This window comes from Acinetobacter seohaensis (assembly GCF_056431365.1).
Genome location: NZ_JBWKMK010000039.1, coordinates 16,759 through 35,712, shown reverse-complemented (window position 1 = coordinate 35,712; position 18,954 = coordinate 16,759). Strand labels below are relative to the sequence as shown.

General features: G+C 39.6%; 14 protein-coding genes and 3 pseudogenes. 8 read left to right on the top strand and 9 right to left on the bottom strand.

Annotation, left to right across the window (positions count from 1 at the left end; translation table 11 throughout):
• Positions 1-110 precede the first annotated feature (110 nt).
• Both AC07E5_RS06630 and AC07E5_RS06625 read left to right on the top strand, forming a co-directional pair.
• Positions 111-842, top strand: coding sequence for a hypothetical protein (locus AC07E5_RS06630; RefSeq protein WP_498625069.1), 732 nt, complete (start codon positions 111-113; stop codon positions 840-842).
• 229 nt (positions 843-1,071) lie between these two features.
• Positions 1,072-1,440 (top strand): hypothetical protein, encoded by a 369-nt coding sequence (locus AC07E5_RS06625; RefSeq protein ID WP_371971679.1) that lies wholly within the window; start codon positions 1,072-1,074, stop codon positions 1,438-1,440.
• 114 nt (positions 1,441-1,554) lie between these two features.
• On the opposite strand, the gene AC07E5_RS06620 is transcribed toward AC07E5_RS06625, so the two are convergent.
• Complete coding sequence (locus tag AC07E5_RS06620) at positions 1,555-1,773, bottom strand: hypothetical protein (RefSeq protein ID WP_004972907.1); 219 nt, start codon at positions 1,771-1,773, stop codon at positions 1,555-1,557.
• 532 nt (positions 1,774-2,305) lie between these two features.
• The gene (locus AC07E5_RS06615; RefSeq protein WP_004972905.1) at positions 2,306-2,503 is read right to left on the bottom strand and encodes a hypothetical protein; all 198 of its coding nucleotides are present in this window, start codon (positions 2,501-2,503) and stop codon (positions 2,306-2,308) included.
• Positions 2,504-3,071: 568 nt separating this feature from the next.
• Here AC07E5_RS06615 and AC07E5_RS06610 point away from each other — a divergent pair.
• The gene (locus AC07E5_RS06610; RefSeq protein ID WP_498625066.1) at positions 3,072-3,803 is read left to right on the top strand and encodes a Fic family protein; all 732 of its coding nucleotides are present in this window, start codon (positions 3,072-3,074) and stop codon (positions 3,801-3,803) included.
• 47 nt (positions 3,804-3,850) lie between these two features.
• Here the strand turns inward: AC07E5_RS06610 and AC07E5_RS06605 are convergent, their stop codons facing one another.
• The 3 genes from AC07E5_RS06605 to cadR form a co-directional block, all read right to left on the bottom strand.
• A complete protein-coding gene (locus AC07E5_RS06605) occupies positions 3,851-5,254 on the bottom strand; it encodes a 5-methylcytosine restriction system specificity protein McrC (protein WP_279186383.1) in 1,404 nt (467 codons plus the stop codon).
• A gap of 1 nt (position 5,255) precedes the next feature.
• Positions 5,256-7,358, bottom strand: a complete 2,103-nt coding sequence (locus AC07E5_RS06600) for an McrB family protein (RefSeq protein WP_498625068.1) — start codon at positions 7,356-7,358, stop codon at positions 5,256-5,258.
• A gap of 387 nt (positions 7,359-7,745) precedes the next feature.
• Positions 7,746-8,153: a Cd(II)/Pb(II)-responsive transcriptional regulator gene (gene cadR / locus AC07E5_RS06595; RefSeq protein WP_001219642.1), complete on the bottom strand. Its 408-nt coding sequence runs from the start codon at positions 8,151-8,153 to the stop codon at positions 7,746-7,748.
• A 95-nt stretch (positions 8,154-8,248) separates the two neighbouring features.
• Here cadR and AC07E5_RS06590 point away from each other — a divergent pair, with 95 nt between their 5' ends.
• The 3 genes and pseudogenes from AC07E5_RS06590 to AC07E5_RS06580 all read left to right on the top strand — a co-directional run bounded on the left by AC07E5_RS06590 (position 8,249) and on the right by AC07E5_RS06580 (position 10,971).
• A complete protein-coding gene (locus AC07E5_RS06590; protein WP_004964805.1) occupies positions 8,249-9,145 on the top strand; it encodes a cation efflux transmembrane domain-containing protein in 897 nt (298 codons plus the stop codon).
• Positions 9,146-9,148: 3 nt separating this feature from the next.
• Positions 9,149-9,660 (top strand): annotated as a pseudogene (gene lspA / locus AC07E5_RS06585) (signal peptidase II).
• 21 nt (positions 9,661-9,681) lie between these two features.
• Entirely contained in the window at positions 9,682-10,971 is a 1,290-nt protein-coding gene (locus AC07E5_RS06580; RefSeq protein ID WP_000137810.1) for an ISL3-like element ISPpu12 family transposase, read from the top strand.
• A gap of 42 nt (positions 10,972-11,013) precedes the next feature.
• On the opposite strand, the pseudogene AC07E5_RS06575 reads toward AC07E5_RS06580, so the two are convergent.
• Positions 11,014-12,045: pseudogene (locus AC07E5_RS06575) on the bottom strand (PDDEXK-like endonuclease domain-containing protein); the annotation flags it as partial.
• On the opposite strand from AC07E5_RS06575, the pseudogene AC07E5_RS06570 reads away from it, so the two are divergent.
• Positions 12,046-12,744, top strand: a pseudogene (locus AC07E5_RS06570) (integrase core domain-containing protein); the annotation flags it as partial.
• Between the two features lie 24 nt (positions 12,745-12,768).
• Here AC07E5_RS06570 and AC07E5_RS06565 read toward each other — a convergent pair.
• Together AC07E5_RS06565 and AC07E5_RS06560 are read right to left on the bottom strand one after the other, a co-directional pair.
• The gene (locus AC07E5_RS06565) at positions 12,769-14,676 is read right to left on the bottom strand and encodes a bifunctional metallophosphatase/5'-nucleotidase (RefSeq protein WP_498625063.1); all 1,908 of its coding nucleotides are present in this window, start codon (positions 14,674-14,676) and stop codon (positions 12,769-12,771) included.
• Between the two features lie 233 nt (positions 14,677-14,909).
• The gene (locus tag AC07E5_RS06560; protein WP_498625062.1) at positions 14,910-17,366 is read right to left on the bottom strand and encodes an ExeM/NucH family extracellular endonuclease; all 2,457 of its coding nucleotides are present in this window, start codon (positions 17,364-17,366) and stop codon (positions 14,910-14,912) included.
• A 304-nt stretch (positions 17,367-17,670) separates the two neighbouring features.
• Here AC07E5_RS06560 and AC07E5_RS06555 point away from each other — a divergent pair, with 304 nt between their 5' ends.
• Entirely contained in the window at positions 17,671-17,913 is a 243-nt protein-coding gene (locus AC07E5_RS06555) for a hypothetical protein (protein WP_004755870.1), read from the top strand.
• A gap of 334 nt (positions 17,914-18,247) precedes the next feature.
• Here the strand turns inward: AC07E5_RS06555 and arsH are convergent, their stop codons facing one another.
• The gene (gene arsH / locus AC07E5_RS06550) at positions 18,248-18,952 is read right to left on the bottom strand and encodes an arsenical resistance protein ArsH (protein ID WP_498625060.1); all 705 of its coding nucleotides are present in this window, start codon (positions 18,950-18,952) and stop codon (positions 18,248-18,250) included.
• Positions 18,953-18,954: the final 2 nt, after the last annotated feature.

Sequence of the window (18,954 nt, the reverse complement as noted above, 5' to 3'; positions counted from 1 at the left end):
TGTTCAAATGGCGATTCAGCGTTTAATTGGTTTTGGGAAAAAAGAAGAGTTTAAGGAAATTTTGGCAATTTTAAGAAGGCAGAACCCTGATAGGATAAGGGTTCTGTGAAATTTGTCGTGTACAGAGGTTTAATTATCAAAAAACTCAACTCGGTCTAGATGCATTACAACAGCGCACACGTGATTTAAATGCACGTCAACGTCGTTTATTGGTACTGATTGGTACTGAAGATTTTGATTTACTCGGAGATCAGTTCAAGCAACGTCTTGCACCACCTGAATTGATTGAACAGCTATTAGATATGCACCTGATTGCCCCTGCTGCGCTTGAGCAAGATACATTGCAACAACAAGAGCAAACGACAGACATTTTGCTGCAACAAGCGCCAGTGCCATCATCTACCACTTTGCGCACAGAAATTCATAGCCAACTTGCAAGCAGCACCCCGCAAGCCCATGCTGAGAGTTTGGCAGAACCAATCCGCACCCAACATCTTCAAGTAAATTCAGTTCCTGCATATTTAGAAGCACGTGTTGCAGCTGCCATTAATACAGAACAGCCCGCTGAACAACCTGAACCACAAGCAGAAATACAGCCTGAAATTACTGCCTTGAGTTTTGAAGATGTAAAATTTCTCATGATGGATACTTTACAGCGTCATTGTGGATTAATGGCAAAACAACTGATTCAGCGAATTTTACAAGCGCAGGATATTCGCAGCTTAAAACTCTGCCAAATGCAATGGATTACCTCTTTACAAGAAACTCGTTTGCCGCCAAAAGCACTCAATCAGATTTTGCAGCAAATCAATCACTCCCTACAAAAGCTTAATCCGACTTAAAGCTTAGATTTTTTTACTTAGTTTTAAGTCTTTTTAACAATTAAAACCATGCTCAGGGATATATGGATTAATTTATTTTTATTACTTTTCAACACTTTAAAAACACATATAAATCCACATCTAAACCTTAGATTCATTATCCCTATAAAAGCTAAGACTTTAGCGGCATAGCCCCGACTCATAAAAATCAGCGATATAGTATTTTCCAGAATTGTTGAGGCACAGGGTCATGATGAATCATGCATTTTTTTTAGCGTTTGATGCTTATGACAATCCAATGCAACTCAGTAAAGTTGGCAATTGGGTGATTACCTTTTTAAGCCCAAAAGATCAGGAAAGCCAAATACAGTTAGCGATTACCAATGTGTTGCCGCGTCAAATTTCAGCACATTTACAACCGCGACGCATAGTGATTCAACAAAGTACAGATGCCCAGCTCTGGCAAATCTTGCAAATTGAATGTTTTGATAGTCAAACCAATCAAGAGTTGAGTTTTCAACCCGATGATGACATTGGGCAAGCGGTCATTCAAAAAATTATTCAAGAGTTTGATAAATACGATGTAAATATCCAACTTGTAGAAGATCAGACGGTTTAAAGCGATATGTTTCACACTTAATGAGCACTTTATTTACGTGTGCTTTAAAAATCCTGCGCACAAAAAAGCTCATCGAAATGAGCTTTTCTAAAAATAAAGTAGTCTCACAAATATTTACTCCAACACACGGAAAATACTATCAGACTCGCGGCTTTCAAACAAAAGTTCGATGCTTGGTAAAATCACTTCACCTTCCACAATAATGTGTTCAATTTTGTGAAATAGTGCCAAACCCGCTGCCAATGAAGTTTCTGGGATATTACGTAGCAATGCTTTTGCTTCGTAAATATGGCTAAACTGGTCTTTAACTTTAATATCGATGATTTGCGTCATTGTTGTTCCCTTTTTCTTGACGGAAATTTTTTATACCATAGCTTATAAATTTTTTAAAAAAGTGAGTTGTTAGATTGTTTGACAATGTAGTATTTTTTTAAACTAAATTTAAATTATCTAACAAATTCAAACACATATTTTTTAAAATTTTATTTACAACTTACAAAACCACAGTAAATTTGCTTGTTTTTCATTCTAGCACAGAAAAAACTCGCATTGCTGCGAGTTTTTTTATGTTGGAAGGCTAGTGCTGATTTTATTGTTTGAACAAGAGTTACAAACTCAACGAGCTGTCATTGATCCGTCCAACTGCATCGTAGCGTCTATTACATTGAATGACCTACTGTAGTTTTAATATAGTGAAACTTATTTTTTGCTGCAATAGCCCACTACATTTCAACACATTCACACAGCAAAATTTCAATTGATTTAATTTTCAGTTACGGCATAATTTTATGCGGTTAAAAGCTCCAGCTTTGCGATTAGCTTCTGCATAACTTGGCGATACTTTCAAATAATAAGAAGTCGACGATTATTCAATTAACTCAATTTCATAATCAACATCTTGCAGCATATCTTTATTGTATAGCTTTACCATTGCTGTTGCTTCAGCATAATCGTAGAACAAACCTTCTGCGACGGCTTTACTGCGAAATTCCGTGGTACCAATTTCATTATCATGCGGAACAAAATATAAGTTTTCTGGAATGAGTTTAACGATATAGCCCACGAAGCTGCCCTCAGATTTTTCAGTTTTAAAATATGTGAGTTTTATATGCTGAAAAACGTGATCAGGCTATGGCAAATAAGATCGAATGTTTATCTTAATTTTTTATATACTTTTCAACTATTTTTTATATTACAGTTCAATGCTTATATACTAATTTGGTGCGCTCAGCGCGCACAAGAATAAGGTTTTATCATTTTGATTTATAACAATAAAAAATTAACCTTCAACAGCATATACCGTAAAAAATACCGTATAAATATTATTAATTTTTTCAATTTGATAATCAAGAATTTATTGGATGGCGTCAATTGAAATAAAAACCTAAATAACTGATTTTAAATATAAATTTAAATACTTAAAATATTCTGTACCCAATTTTTACCCAAATTAGATTTAGTATATTGAATACCAAATTAATTTTGTTCAAATCCTAGCAGAGGATATGAACTAACTTGGTTACTGATTTTAACACATGTGAATTCAATATAAATTGAAACGTTATAACACTACTTTCTTATATTTCTTTTTTTCATGTATCATTCAATAGTTCAACTTCAGGGATAAGGTTATGTTTGAAAATATTGATACTTTAAAAACAAAATTAGATCTGCATCGTCCTCTTTCTCCTGCGATTGTAAAAAATCTACAAGAAGATCTTATTGTTCGTTGGACATACCACTCAAATGCAATCGAAGGCAATACACTTACATTGCTAGAAACAAAAGTTGTCTTGGAAGGCATAACTGTTGGCGGAAAAGCATTACGAGAACATTTCGAGGCAATCAACCATAGAAATGCTATCTACTATGTTGAAGACATTATTCGAAAAGAAGAGCCTTTTTGTGAATGGCAGATTCGAAATATCCACCAACTCATTCTAAAAAATATTGATGATGACAATGCGGGACGTTACCGCCAACAAAACGTATTGATTTCAGGCGCTACGACTACCCCACCCGACTATACATTATTAAATGACAAAATGGCTCAGCTAGTCGATTGGTATAACCTTGAAGCACATAAGCTTCATCCTATCGAACGTGCAGCCAAAGTACATGCTGATTTTGTCGGAATCCATCCATTCATTGATGGTAATGGACGTACATCACGTCTTTTGATGAATCTAGAATTGCTTAAAGCAGGCTATCCACCTTGTGTAATTACTGTAGAAAATCGATTAGCTTATTATGAAGCTCTTGATCAATGGATGGCTTATGGTAAAACTGAGGCTTTTATCAAGTTGGTTTCTGAAGCTGCACTCGAGGCATTTAAACCATATAAGGTTGTATTAGGTATTTAGATAAACTTGTACGGTATCTTGATCGCTCGTGCTATTTATTATTTTTGTCAAATAGTTACGTCTTGTTTACCTATAAAATCTGTCATTCGTCTTATAAATATATTTTCATTCTCAATTAAATCATCCATTGTCTGTGTTTCATAAACATAAATTCCGTCCACTATAAATAGCACATCATTATTGTTGTTACCGTATAAAGTGTCAGAGTAAGACTTATCAATGTCTAATTGTTTTGATAACGGATAGATCAAACCACTTGCAATTAAGTTATTTTGGTAATACCCAGAATAAGAATGTATTTGGTGTAAATCTGACCTATCAATGTCATTATTTTGCATTCCCATTTTCTTAAATTTTGCATCAAGAACAATAACTTTTCCGGTTGTCCTGTGTTTCATTATTAAGTCTGGAAATATTGCTCTGCGATAAAATTGCTTTTTGTAAATTGGAATTTCAACTTGTCCACTCACAGACCATTCAGGAAAATTTCTACTCAAAAGTTTTTCAAGATAGATTTCGTATAATTCTGCAATGTCAAACAAATAACCCGTTGTCGCTAAATTGTTCTTTTCATCATCAGGCATTAGGTCTTTGTTCAATAAAATTATTTCTGCATACTCTAAAACTGTTTTGAAACTACGATACATTGGATTATTTGTAGTTGGGTGTATTTTTGCTCTTTGTATCGTTTCGTAACTCGCAAAACGACCAGAATATTGTTGTTTTAACAATTGACTTAAACCAAGCAAACGACTATGAATTTCTTTTCCGAAAACACTTTCTAATTTCCTCAATGCCAAATATAAAACATCAATGATTTCTTGAATATATATTCGCTCTCTGAAAGTTGTGGTTAGTTTTCCTTGAAATGGAATATCTCTTTTTAAATAATCATTAAAATTTATACTTCCTCTTACTTTTTGACTTCGCTCTTGCTGTTGTTGGTATTGTTGTGGCAAGCCTAAAACAACCGCTTTTTCTAATGACTGAATAAATAAATGAGCAATAATAAACAAGAACTGATTTTCGTTTTCATCTTTCTTTGCTTGTATTTGATCGTTTTCAACGTAAATGTCATTTACGAAGTTGAGCATACGTTTTAGAAAAGTGTCACCATATTTTGTTGTAATATTAATTTTACAACCTTTGTGAAAAAGCACCCCAGCATACAAACCAGTTTGAATAAAGTATTCTTTTTCTGTCTTTTCTTTTGAGTATAATTTTAGAATTAGACGCTCTTCATCTTGCTCAAAAATGCGTTTGTTTTTGAAATAAAATACTTTAACCTGTTTTAGTTGTTCTGCACCAAGTTTTAATTCATAAACAGACGAAAAAATTTTTTGTAAGTTTTTTACGCTTGATTGTTTTACCCCAAAAGTTTCACCTAAAGCCGATTCTAAAATTGGGGATTCTTCGTAAAAATTATGATTGACTGGAATACTAATTTTCATTTTATTTAATTGTTTCTTTGAACTTATTCAACGCTTCATCTAACCTATTTTCCAATTCGCTTTCCGCAAATACTGCTCTTAGATATTCTTTCAATGTTGGTCGCAAATACAAGTTAAATAAAACTTCAACATTGTTATTTGTAATATCTTTGCGTTTAGCAATGTCGCTAATCTTCATAAAAAATGAATGACCAAATTCATATGATTTTCCCAAACCTAAGTCTTTGGAAATATAGTCGTTCAATTTTTCGCAGGCTTTGACATACTGACCAATATTATTGAACTGATCTTTTACTTTGAAACGTGTTTCCTCTTCAATTACTTCGTAATCACAATCTTTTCTTATCCATTTAAAACGTCTACGGAGTGCTAAATCGAAAGCATCAATACTTTTATCTACATCATTCATCATTCCAATAAAAAACACATTCTTAGGAACTCCAAACTTCACTTCGTTGTTGTCAATTTCATAAGCTAAATCTTTAAACTTATTGTCCTCTTTGATTAAATCTTCAATTAGCGCAGAGTATTGTGTACGAATCAGGTTTTTATTTTCAGTGTCGTGTCGGTAATCTTTTTCCAATAGCGATAAAGTTTCACCAAACACCATTGAAAGATTTGCTCGGTTAATTTCGTCAACGACGAAATAAAAATCCTTTTCAGGGTGTTTTTTCGCTTTGATACAAAAGTTTTTAAAAATACCATTTACCAACTCAAAGCGAATATTTCCATCTTTTGAAACGCCTTTTGGTTTAATACCTTCGATAAAATCTTCATAAGTAAATGATGGATGGAATTGTAAAACCTCATATCGTGAAGTATCACCTTGGCAAACAAAATCTAAACTACTTTTTACTGAAAATGTTTTACCCGTGCCTGGTGGCCCATAAAGAATGACGTTAGGATTATTTGTATCCGCAATCGCTCTGGAATTTACAAAACGCCATAAGAAACGTGAAAGCAAAACAAGTTCATTTTTGTCTTGTTCATTTACGTCTAAAAGTTGCTTTGCTACAACACAAACCTGATGATTTTTCCTAAAGGCTTCTTCAGCATCACTATCAATAAACTCGTTATATAGTTCTTCTAACCATTGTGTAGAGTAGATGTAGAGAAAGTCCGATAAATTATCCAATACAGCCAATTTCATTAAAACTTGCTTGGCACTGTAATTTGAGTTTTCAATCAAACGTATTTTTTCTAACGGGTCAGTTTTTGAAACAATGCCTTTCAGCAACCCCTTTATGTTATCGTTAAAATAAATTTCTGCGTCTTGTCTAGTGGCATTTGGTTTGCTTGCACTTTTGATATAATAAGTAGAATTATCATCATTCAATTTCACTTCAAAATTGAATGCTGTGCCAGGCTTTGAAGAGCCTAAGACAATTCTCGTGGTTCGTTCTAAAAAGTTACACAAATATCCGCCAGGCATTGTTGCAGTAGAACTTCCCAAAATGTTTGTGTAATCATCCAAACTCAATGTGTCATTTAAAATTTTATCCTTATATGATTTCCATTCAGAAATTAGTCTCTCAACTTCATCATTATTAAATTTCTTCTCGTCCTCTTTCGTTTCACTTTTAAATTTATTCCAAAGTGCTTTGATTTGAATTTGTCGCTCTTCTGACAGTTTTATATTTTCCATTAGTCTTTTGTGATTCCTTAACTTATACCACTCTACAATAAAATTATTTGTAGCATTAGATCCGTTACAATAGGTTAAAGTGCCAGGTGCTTGTATGTGGCTTTTACCATAAGCTGTTAAAATCTGGTTAAGAAGATTTTTCTCATCTTCTTCATAAAAGCCAAGAATTTCAATTTTTCTTCTAAGTTTGAACCAATCAAATTCATCGTCTGTATCGTGTTCTATATAAGCATCGCCCTTTACTTTTACTAATGCTACTGGCGTACTTCCATCACGAACCATTACAACATCGTCAATTTTCATATCGTCTTTGAAGAGCTTAGGATCAACTACTGGATTTCCTTTTTTGTCTTCCCAATATTCCCCCATACCGATAACTTGTTTTTTCATAAGTATGGCTTTTAGCGTATCAACGTCTAATCTTGAGTCTGGGTGTAGTTGTATGTGCCAATAGTTCAAGTTCATTTAATATCAATATGTGTTGTCATGTTTTAGAAAAGGAAAAAGCCAATTTTAACAATAGCCCTATCATCTTTATTTTTTCAGCGTGTGATGGTGGCATCTTAACTCAACTTCCGTTTCCTTTAAAAACTTATAATTAAGAGAAAATTACGTTAGATTTTTACCAAATTTTACCCAGTATAAAAGTTATAAATAGCAGGTTTTACCTAACTAAAGATTACTACTGTAATCTTTAGTTAGGTAAGTGTCCACTAGCGAATCCATTTAAATACAAGCTAGTACAATTAAAGAATTAAGGGTAAGCGGATTAAATGGTTGATCTTACCTTTGCATGAGAGTGAGGCAAACCGGCATCTCATCGGATTATCTGGTTGGCACTCCAACCTACTGCTGATGCATGCTTCCCTCGCTAATTCCAGCAAGAACCCCACACGCCTTAACTTCCCGGTCATCGTTGCAACGCGCTCTTAGTGAAACGAGTTGTTTCTCAAGCGCCTGTAGAGCGGTTATCTGCGAGCGCACATGAGAGATGTGATCATCGAGCAAGGCATTGACAGCGGTACAGGACTGATGAGGGTCGTCCTGATAGCGCTTTAGTTCGTGAATTTCTGCCAGTGACAGATCCAGGATGCGGCAGCGACGAATAAAGGCCAGCCGCTCAACGTGTTTCTCGGTATAGACACGGTAACCGTTCTCCTGCCGACCAGGCGGCGGCAACAAGCCCTGCCGTTCATAGAAGCGGATCGTCTGTGTATCTACCCCTACTGACTGTGCCAACTGACCAATACGCATCGGGTTCCTCCGCAACGGATTCTCTACGCTATTGACATTATAGCTACTATATAGTTTTAAATGAAAACCCGATCACATTCAAGTGGAGTCATATCATGAGTAAAAACTGCGGAGGCCCCTGTGGCGACCATGCAAGGCCTGCGGCGGATATCGATATGCAGGCCTCCTCCGAGGCGCCAGGGAGATGGGTCAGTGTTTATGCCGTGCCGAAGATGGACTGTCCATCAGAAGAGCGCATGATTCGCCTGGCCCTGAACGGCGTTGAGGGGATTCGGGCACTGTCCTTCGACTTGTCGAACCGCCGGTTGAAGGTCGTGCATGACGGCGAGGCTGAGCCCATTACCGCGAAACTGGCGACCTTGGGGCTAGGCGCCTCGCTTCAGGAAACCGTCATTGCCGACCCAGAGACGATCAAGGCCGCTGAGAGCTCGGCAGTCTCTGCTACGCAGGAGTCAGGCACTCTGCGCGTGTTGCTCGGTATCAATGCGATCATGTTCGTGGTGGAAATGACTGCTGGCCTGATCGCCCAGTCTACCGGCCTGATCGCTGATTCCCTGGATATGTTTGCCGATGCAGCCGTCTATGGCCTGGCTCTCTATGCCGTAGGGCGCAGTGCGAAAATGCAGGTACGTGCCGCGCATCTGGCAGGGGTACTGCAACTGATTTTGGCTATCGGCGTACTCGTCGAGGTGGTGCGACGCTTTGTTTTCGGTAGTGAGCCTGAATCGCTGATGATGATGGCGATCGCCTTCGTCGCATTGATTGCCAATACCAGTTGTCTGCTGCTCATATCCAAACATCGGGAGGGCGGAGCGCACATGAAGGCAAGCTGGATATTCTCGGCCAACGACGTGGTGATCAACCTGGGGGTCATCACCGCCGGCGCTCTGGTCGCGTGGACCGGGTCCAATTATCCGGATCTGATTATCGGCACCATCGTGGGGGTAATTGTACTTAACGGTGCTAGACGCATTTTGGCGTTGAAGGGTTAAATAATGCTCATTATTGGCAAAAAGCTCTCGCCGTATGCCCTATTGTCCATATCGGGCCTGCTGGCAGCGTCTGATCAGGCCGTAAAATGGCTGGTGCAACAATCAATGGCATATGGCGAGTCTATTTCAGTGACCTCATTCTTTAACTGGGTACACGTATGGAATACCGGTGCCGCATTCAGTCTTTTTGCGATGGTTGAGGCTGGCAGCGCTACTTTTTTATCGGAATCGCGGTAGTGGTCTCGATTTTTCTGATCAAGCTGATCCTTGAAAATCGTCATAAAGGAGAAGCCATCGCTTACAGTCTTATCCTCGGTGGCGCCATGGGCAACCTGATTGACCGGGTCTTTCGCGGCTATGTTGTGGATTCCTTTGATTTCTATTGGCGAGACTGGCATTGGCCGGCCTTCAACCTGGCTGATATTGCAATTGTCCTCGGTGCCTTACTTTTAGTTTCCAGCAGCTTGTTGGGTAAAAAAGCAAACACCAATGCCGAGTCGGATGGATCTGACTGACACCTACGCCTATACAACACCATGACCGAACTTCCCGACAACATCCTTCACCTGCCGCAATACCAAGTACTGGGCTGCAAATCAACCGACGACGAAATGCACTTCCAGGTGGACGTGCCCGATCCCATCGCCTGCGAGGAATGCGGCGTGCAGGGTGAGTTCGTACGGTTCGGCAAGCGTGACGTTCCCTATCGTGATCTGCCCATCCACGGCAAGCGGGTCACTCTCTGGGTGGTCCGCCGCCGATACACCTGCCGGGCCTGCAAGACAACATTCAGGCCCCAGCTACCGGAGATGGTGGACGGATTCCGTATGACACTGCGGCTGCATGAGTACGTGGAGAAGGAATCCTTCAACCACCCCTACACCTTTGTGGCGGCACAGACCGGCCTGGACGAGAAGACGGTGCGCGACATCTTCAACGCCCGCGCCGAGTTGCTGGGGCGCTGGCACCGCTTCGAGACGCCCCGCATCCTGGGCATTGACGAGCTATACCTGAACAAGCGCTACCGCTGCATTCTGACCAACATTGAGGAGCGAACCCTGCTCGACCTGCTGGCCACCCGCCGCCAGGACGTGGTGACCAACTACCTGATGAAGCTGAAAGACCGGCAGAAGGTCGAGATCGTCAGCATGGACATGTGGAACCCCTACCGGGCAGCGGTCAAGGCTGTGCTGCCCCAGGCCCGTATCGTGGTCGATAAGTTCCATGTGGTGCGCATGGCCAACGATGCCCTAGAGAGAGTGCGCAAGGACCTCAGAAAGGAGCTGAAACCGTCCCAGAGCCGGACTCTCAAGGGAGACCGGAAAATCCTGCTGAAACGCGCTCACGAAGTCTCAGACCGGGAGCGCCTCATCATGGAGACCTGGACAGGCGCGTTCCCGCAACTGCTGGCCGCCTACGAGCACAAGGAGCGCTTCTACGGCATCTGGGACGCCACCACACGGCTCCAGGCAGAAGCCGCCCTGGACGAGTGGATAGCCACCATCCCGAAGGGCCAAAAGGAAGTCTGGAGCGATCTGGTCAGGGCAGTGGGAAACTGGCGCGAAGAGACCATGACCTACTTCGAGACGGACATGCCCGTCACCAACGCTTACACGGAGTCCATCAACCGACTGGCCAAGGACAAGAACCGTGAAGGGCGCGGTTACTCCTTCGAGGTGATGCGGGCACGAATGCTCTACACCACGAAGCACAAGAAGAAGGCACCGACTGCGAAGGTCTCTCCTTTCTACAAGAAAACCATCGGTTACGGACTGCCGGACTTCGCAGAGGAACTCAACTACGGAGTCGATCTATCAACCATCTGAGGGTGGTATCAGATTGATGGGGTGAAGGTGCCCCATCAACCATTAAATCCGTATACCCAGAATTAACAAATCTTTCTCGATGTCACTTTCCGCACTCATTTCAGATTCGGCATCTACCCACACTTTGTGTTCTACATCTTGAATTAAGCTACTCACTCCATGTGTAGGTTTTATACCCATTGCATCAAGTTTTACCTTTAATGACATAATCATATTTTCACGTTCAATGGACCAACTCGATGCAAAGCATCTCCAGAATGTCCATCCTGCGCGTTTTAAAGCACGTTGACGAGTCATGTCATCATGCCATTGTTCCGGCCCATGATAGCTATCACCATCACATTCAACAGCCAAACGCTGATCACCATCTGACTCAACGACTAAATCGATTCGATAGCTTCCAACTTTAACCTGTGGAGTAACTGTGTAACCCATTTCATGAAGTGTCGTAAATACAGATTTTTCAAACTCCGATTCACACAAGTCTAATTTTGCTTCAAATGATGCTTTTTGATCTTCTTGCAAATCATAAAAATGATTGAGTAAATTCAGCCTTAGATCTTTTGGAGATATATGATCACGATTCACGGAGTGGACAAGATACATCCTTTCACGAGCACGGCTTGCAGCCACGTTAAATCTCTGTTCATGATCAGATCGACTCAAAGCATGACAATTCTCAGGATCTGCTACCATAGATAAGAAAATAATATCTCTTTCTGCACCCTGAAATGCTGAAGCATCTCCACAAGCAAATTGAACCTGAGTAAGAGTTCCTGCGCCAAACTCATTCAAAGCTTCTGATTGAATGAACTCAGCCTGTGCTGGACCTAGCAACGAGATCACGCCAATTGATCTATTCGTATATCGTTCATCTTTAAAAAGTAGCTTCATTTCCTCAATAATTGCTTTCGCTTCTATTCGATTAATATGTTTGCTGTTTTTAGATTCTCTATATCCCTGCGATGTATAAATTGCGACTAAAGCTGGGCTTAACTGCTCAGACTTCTTCGATAGTCGCATTGGCTTAATACGATTACCATAAAAGTTTTTATTGCTGTAACTAATGATCGCTTAGCGACTATCCATAAAGTACTATCCACCCATCAAGTCAAACCGATTAAAAAATTCCATCGTAAAGTAGATTTCATTCGTTATGAGCGCCCATTACCAGGCGATAGAATTCAAATGGATACCTGTAAATTGGGTCCTGGGCTATATCAGTACACATCTATCGATGACTGCACACGATATCGCGTTTTAAGGATATATAAACGCCGAACAGCAGCGAATACGCTCGACTTTTTAGATTGCGTAATTGAAGAAATGCCTTTTCCCATACAGCGAATACAGACCGATCGTGGGCGGGAATTTTTTGCTGAAAAAGTACAGAAAAAATTGATGCAGCATGGAATCAAATTTAGGCCAAATAAACCAGGTTCACCTCATTTGAATGGCAAGGTAGAGCGTTCTCAAAAGACTGATAAATCTGAGTTCTACGCTACTGTCGATATTAATTCTGAAGATATCCAAGACAAGCTAGCCGAATGGCAGCATTACTATAACTGGATGAGACCACATTCAGCTTTGAAAGGTAAAACACCGATGGAAAGGTACTTTGAATTATGTGAAGAAACCCCTTTCTCTGATGAGGTCCAGAAGCAATACAACCCATCAAATGAACGGATTCAACACGCCAATTACAAGATGGATTTAGAGATCGCTAAATTGAAATGTATTAGTTCAGACTTGATCCAAGTCAGCCATTTTTAGCTGACTTGGAAGAGCGAAATCAATTTATTCTTTATAATTTTGCGTGCTATAAAACTCAACTGGCAAGCGTTTTAGTACTTTGGCGCTTTCTGCGTACTTCAAGAATGCGTCAGCGTAGTCCAATCCAACTTCCACACGACGTTCACCCGTAATCTGTTTAAAACTGTCATAAAAGTCTTGACCATCTGCAAGGAAATTAATGGTAATGACTTGATAGGTTTGGTTTGGATTTAAAGTTTCATATAGCCCTTGAGCATTGCGAACTTTTAAGTTTGATACTCGCTCACCTTTATTTTTGGATAAATCTACATCCCACTGTAAACCACCCGCATAAGGATAGCTGCCCGTATTTTTTTTATTCACGACACCATCCATAGCATCCTCGAGTACATTTTTGATCTCTTGACCCGTCGCCTTTAACTGCACCAGCGTATTTTTAAATGGCAATACCGTATAAATTTTCTCTACACTAATATCACCTTGAGGCAAATCTACTCTCACCCCACCCCCATTTTGGATAGAGATATCTGCGGCAAAAAACTTTTTACCCTGCTGCAAAAAAGCTTCCGCAACGAGCTGTTGTACATCACCACCATGCTGATTAGTAAAATCAGATTTATTACAAATATCCCCTAAGCTAGAACGTGATGCGTCTCTTGTTGTTCCTGGCACACGACGCAAACATAAATTTTCTTCAGCTTTAGCCACAATTTCTTTACCCAATAAGTTTTTAGCAACTTTATAAGGTTCTAAAATGCTTAAAGCGGTGGCGTCAGGTTGCACCATGATCAAACTATTACTACGCTCAATATCTTGATGAATAGCATTGAGCTCGGCACTGCTCAATACTGGCGCATTTTGAGCAGTACGTTTAAACTCATTGCCTATTAAAATATTGGCTTTGCCCGTACAGGCTTCAACTTTACCATTCGCATCAAAATTGACTTTAAGTTGCCCCACTGCATACGCGTATTGCCAAGCTTGCACCACACAAACTTGATCACCATCTTTGTTTTTCACCGCGGTTGGATAATCACCTTCTGGGCTCATTCCATAATCTTTTAGCTTTGCATCTGCCAACAAGGTATGTGAGTCACCTCCAACAATAACGTCAACACCAGATAGTTGTGCAGCCAACTCCTTATCCTTTCCATAGCCTAAATGAGACTGCACAATAATTTTATTTATGCCTTCTTGTTTGAGCTGATCGATATATTTTTGAGCAGTTGTTAATTCATCTTTAAAAATCGTATCTGCATTTGGTCGAGAAGCATTTTTGGTTTTATCCGCAATAGATAAACCGATTAATGCAAGTTTTTGCCCTTCTTTTTCAATAATGGTATATGGCTTCACAAGTTCTGTTTGGTAGAGCGCTGAGGTTTTTCCAAACTCGACATTCGCACTTAAGACTTGGGTTTTATTTGTACAATTACCTTTGTTATTTAAGAACCCAATAAATTTATTTAAACCTTCATCGGTATTATCAAACTCATGGTTGCCTAGCGTTAATGTATCGAAACAAACTGTGTTCATGAGATCTGCCTCTGCTTCACCTTCTTTTAAAGTAAAGTAAAGGTCTCCCGTAATGGCATCCCCTGAATGAATTTTGATTGGGTTTTTCTCAGTGCTCGCCAAACGGTTAATCAATGCTGTCACGCGTGCAAAACCACCATTTGCAACCTGGATCTCTTCGCGCTGACCTGACGAGGTTTCAAGCTTTAATTTGATGCTTTCTTCATCTAAATGTGAGTGGCTGTCATTTATGTGCAGCACATTAATTTCCAGTGGTTTGGGTTGAGCGACAGGACTTAGGTCGGTATTGTCTTGACTATCATTATTACACCCAACCAAAAATAGACCAGAAACGACTAAACCGCAGGTCAAACTCGAAACATGCTTGGTTTTATTTTTAAAAATCACGGCTATCCCCATGTGATCATCATTTAAACCTTTATCATGTCGTCCTGCAGTTTCAATCTCATGACATCCTCACTTTTTTCTCATTATTTTTATAACAAATGGTTTAGATTATAATTATTTAATAATCATGCATTTGATTAAGATATATTCATTTTTTGACGCAATAAAATAGGGAGAAATACAAATTTCCCCCTATGATCACAATTATCTAATCAATTTTTAGATTTTTCCGTGCTTGATTTATCTCAAAATTTACGTCTGCGCATTGTGGTTGCTAAAACTAACCCCGTTAAAGTGAGCATTGACCATAAGCCCATACTGCCGCTACTGGTTTCGCCTTTATCCATATTGCTTTCTTTCTTATCATTTAAATCCATATCGACAATTACAGGATCATGATCGGAAGAACGGAATGCGTCATCGCTATAAAATGCTGAAATTTGCTCAGCTGTTTTATATTCTTCGTTATAGTCCAAAGCTGTCGGCTCATCCGCATTGATGTGCCATGCAAATGCTCGTTTCACCATTGGATATAAGTTTTCATCAGCAATTGCATGGTCTAAGTTCCCAGAACCGCCATTGCCGTTGGCATCACTTGCGACACCAAAAATATAACTGTACGCAGATTTACCCTGACCAATTTTTTCATCATTCAGCAAAACTTTATAATTAGCTTTTTCCAATTCCAGTATTGGATCCTCTTTTGCATAGCTATTCATATCACCGACCAGTAAATAGTTCGGGGTATTGACCTTGGTTGGATTGGTTGCAATCCACTGCATCAATTTTTGAACTGCAGTTAAACGCGTAGAATTCCAACAACCTTGACCATCCCCTTGGTCAGCATCTAGAGAGGTTTTATCACTAGGGCAACTTCCTTTAGATTTTAAATGATTTGGCACCATAGTAAAAACCTTACCGCCAGATAAAGCTTGGAAAGTCTGCGCCATGGTGACTCTGTTCTTTTGAGACAGATCGTCATAGACTGCGGCATCGCCCACGGTCTTAACACGCTTGCTGTTATAAATAATGGCAACCGCAATCGCATCTGTTCCTAACGTTGTCATCTTGGGTGGAATAACATATTTCCAATCAGCACCTAAAGCTTTGGTGAGATAAGCGACTGCACTTTTCTCATCATATCCATTATTTGCGATTTCCATTAATCCATAAACGTCTGCATCAATTGCTTTTAAAGCGCTTACAATTTTCTGATGCTGCTTATTGAACTCAGCTTGTGACGTTGCACCACGTTCTGTAGGGAAACCTTGTGCTGCTCCATTATCATAATTTAATACGTTAAAAGCAGCGGCACGAATTTGCCCAGAATCTTTTGCTAACACTGGTGCTCTTGAATTAGTTTCTTTAATAACTTCAGGCTGTGTTTTATTTAAAATTGGCTGAATACGCCATGCATTGAAGCGATATTCCAAAATCCCTTCGACATTTTTCAATTGATCGCCACTTCTTAAAGTATTTACTGCACTGAAGTTTTGCGGCAGCCATGGCGTTCTATTTTGATTGTTATAGCCATCATCCAAGATAATTTTTGATAATAAATTTTGTTTGGCCAAATTGACTGCTTCAGCAGATTTCGCAGGATATAAATTGGTTGGAATATACAAGCGCCCTAAACTTAATGAAAGTTCACCAAATCGCCCATAATTATAATTTTCACTGATGGTTAAAGTCTGCGGTATCTTGACCAACATACCTTGATAGCGTTTAGGCGTATTCCCTTGTACATCCGTCAAACTTGTGAATGGTAATTGTAAAGGAGTTGCACTCACCAGACTTTCTGCCTGCTGATTACAGGTTTGGATATTACTACTTAGCTGATCGAGCTGTAGCTGATTTTGATAAGCACTTAGACGCCCCTTAAAGATAACTTCTTCACCTACTTTCCCGCCAGTCACAGTACTACTTGCGGGTAAGTAAACAAAGATCGCATTGCTTAATCCAGTTTTGGCTTTGCTATCTGGGGTTTGAATATAGAACCCTGAAAAACCATTTTGATAACGATAGTCAGCTGTGATAATACCGCGAACAACGTATTGTTGATTCAGTGCAGCAGTTTGTAAGTCTGCAATTGGAGTATCTGCAGTACTACACACTACTTCAGTCAATGGCGACTCAGTATTTACTGCACCCAAATTACTATTGAATGCATTTCGATCAGACCATTTAGACCACTCACTGTCTAAATCAAATGTTGCTGTAGGATCAATCGAAGTTACAGGATTTGAATTTTTAGTACGTGACAAACTATTTTGGTAACTCGTAAATGCCGTCCCCCAACCAGAACCTGGGTCTTCTCCCACTCGACCAAAACGATCAATTGGCGTACCTTTATAGAGCAGAACTAAAGCATCATCTCCATTAAATGAAAGCCCCGCCACTTGATTGACTTTAGTACCAATTTCGGTCTGTAATTCTGAGCGGCCAATAATATACTTTGCTTTACTCGCAAGTGAGCCTTGTAATGAAAAAGTCGCAGACTTGGTGATCGATCCATTACTAAATTGATGAATTTCATAATCAGCTAAATTGACTGTACTACTATCAGGATTATAAATTTCTAAACCTTTACGATTAGCAGAACCGTCAATATATTGACTGAACATCAGCTGTGCATAGCTTGGAAATGAACAGCCTAACAAAGCCAAGCTGAGACATAAGGTATGTGGTTTTAAAGTCTTCATGTTTTTTAAATGTTTGTTAAAATTGCAACTAGACTAATTTTTGTATATGACATCACCATGAATAATTAATGACAGTTTTTCGGACTATAGGCTGTAAATCAAAAACCTTTAGACTCAGCATTAAAAGCTTTTTTAATAGTTTTTCCTCCAAATCTATCCAATTAGATTTGATCTACAACATTTAGTTCAATAATACTCAATGCAGCATCTACCCCAAAGTACCCGAAATGCAACTGTCATCAATTTGCAATAAAAATCGATTATAATTCATGTGATAATGCAACTTTTCTTTGCGAGTTTATAAATGTCAGACAAAATCAGCTTAAACTATTTAAATGAACTCATTCGTAATGCTGAGAAAAAAGATAAAAAAATTGACAAGATCTTATTAGGCTATAAGGCGTATTATTTTTTTATGTCTGACAGCGAATTCCATAAAGAAGTCACTAACTCTGCCCTTTCACCAAGTAAACGTAAATATAAAGACTATAAAATCAAAGTGACTCAGGACGAATATCAAATTGATTTAAAATTTCAGGAAAAATAAGCAGGATTGCTCTAATTCTCAGGTTTAAACTCTTTATTTATTGACAGCCATTATGATTAAAGCATCAAAAAAGACAATCTAGACATTAGATGACCTGTTGTACTTAAGATCGTTACCCGCCAATTCAACATCATCTGATACAATCAAAATAACGGTTCACGTATCCTGTGAACTCCTGTTTTCTGACCAAATAGCACTCCGATAGTGTCCTCTTAAAATTTATTGGACACTATCGTGGTATTAATGAGTTAGAAAAGTGGGGCTCAGCGGATGCTTACGATTAAACAAACGATCGAGCCATCCGTTACCCTGCTCACACCATGACGAATCAGCTTTAAAGATTACGCTGATTGACTCGTTTAGACAGTTCTTCAGCCGATTCTTTTCGCTCCGAATAACGGTTGGTCAAATAGGCACTCTGACCGCGAGTCAGCAAAGTAAACTTGTATAGCTCTTCCATTACATCAACAATACGATCATATAGCGATGAAGGCTTCATCCGTCCTTCCTCATCAAACTCCAAAAAGGCTTTAGGAACAGAAGACTGATTTGGAATCGTGATCATCCGCATCCAGCGCCCAAGAATTCGCATCTGGTTTACACTGTTAAATGACTGTGATCCACCGCTCACCTGCATCAAAGCCAGTGTTTTACCCTGCGTAGCACGAATTGCTCCTGCAGCAAGTGGAATCCAATCAATCTGTGCTTTGAAAATTGAGCTCATAGAACCATGCCGCTCAGGCGAACACCAAACCATGCCTTCAGACCAAGCCAACAATTCATGCAGCTCTTTAACCTTTGGATGTTCCAGATCACCATCTTCAGGTAAAGGTAAACCTTTGGGATGAAAGATTTTAACCTCACAACCAAAACGCTCAAGAATTCGCCCAGCTTCCATCACAGCTAGGCGGCTATATGAACGCTCTCTGTTTGAGCCATATAGCAATAAGATACGTGGTGAGTGACTTAGTTCTTTAGCCTGCACTTCCGCAAAAGTTGGTGTCGGTAAAAGATCAGATTCAAGATTAGGGAGTGTCATCT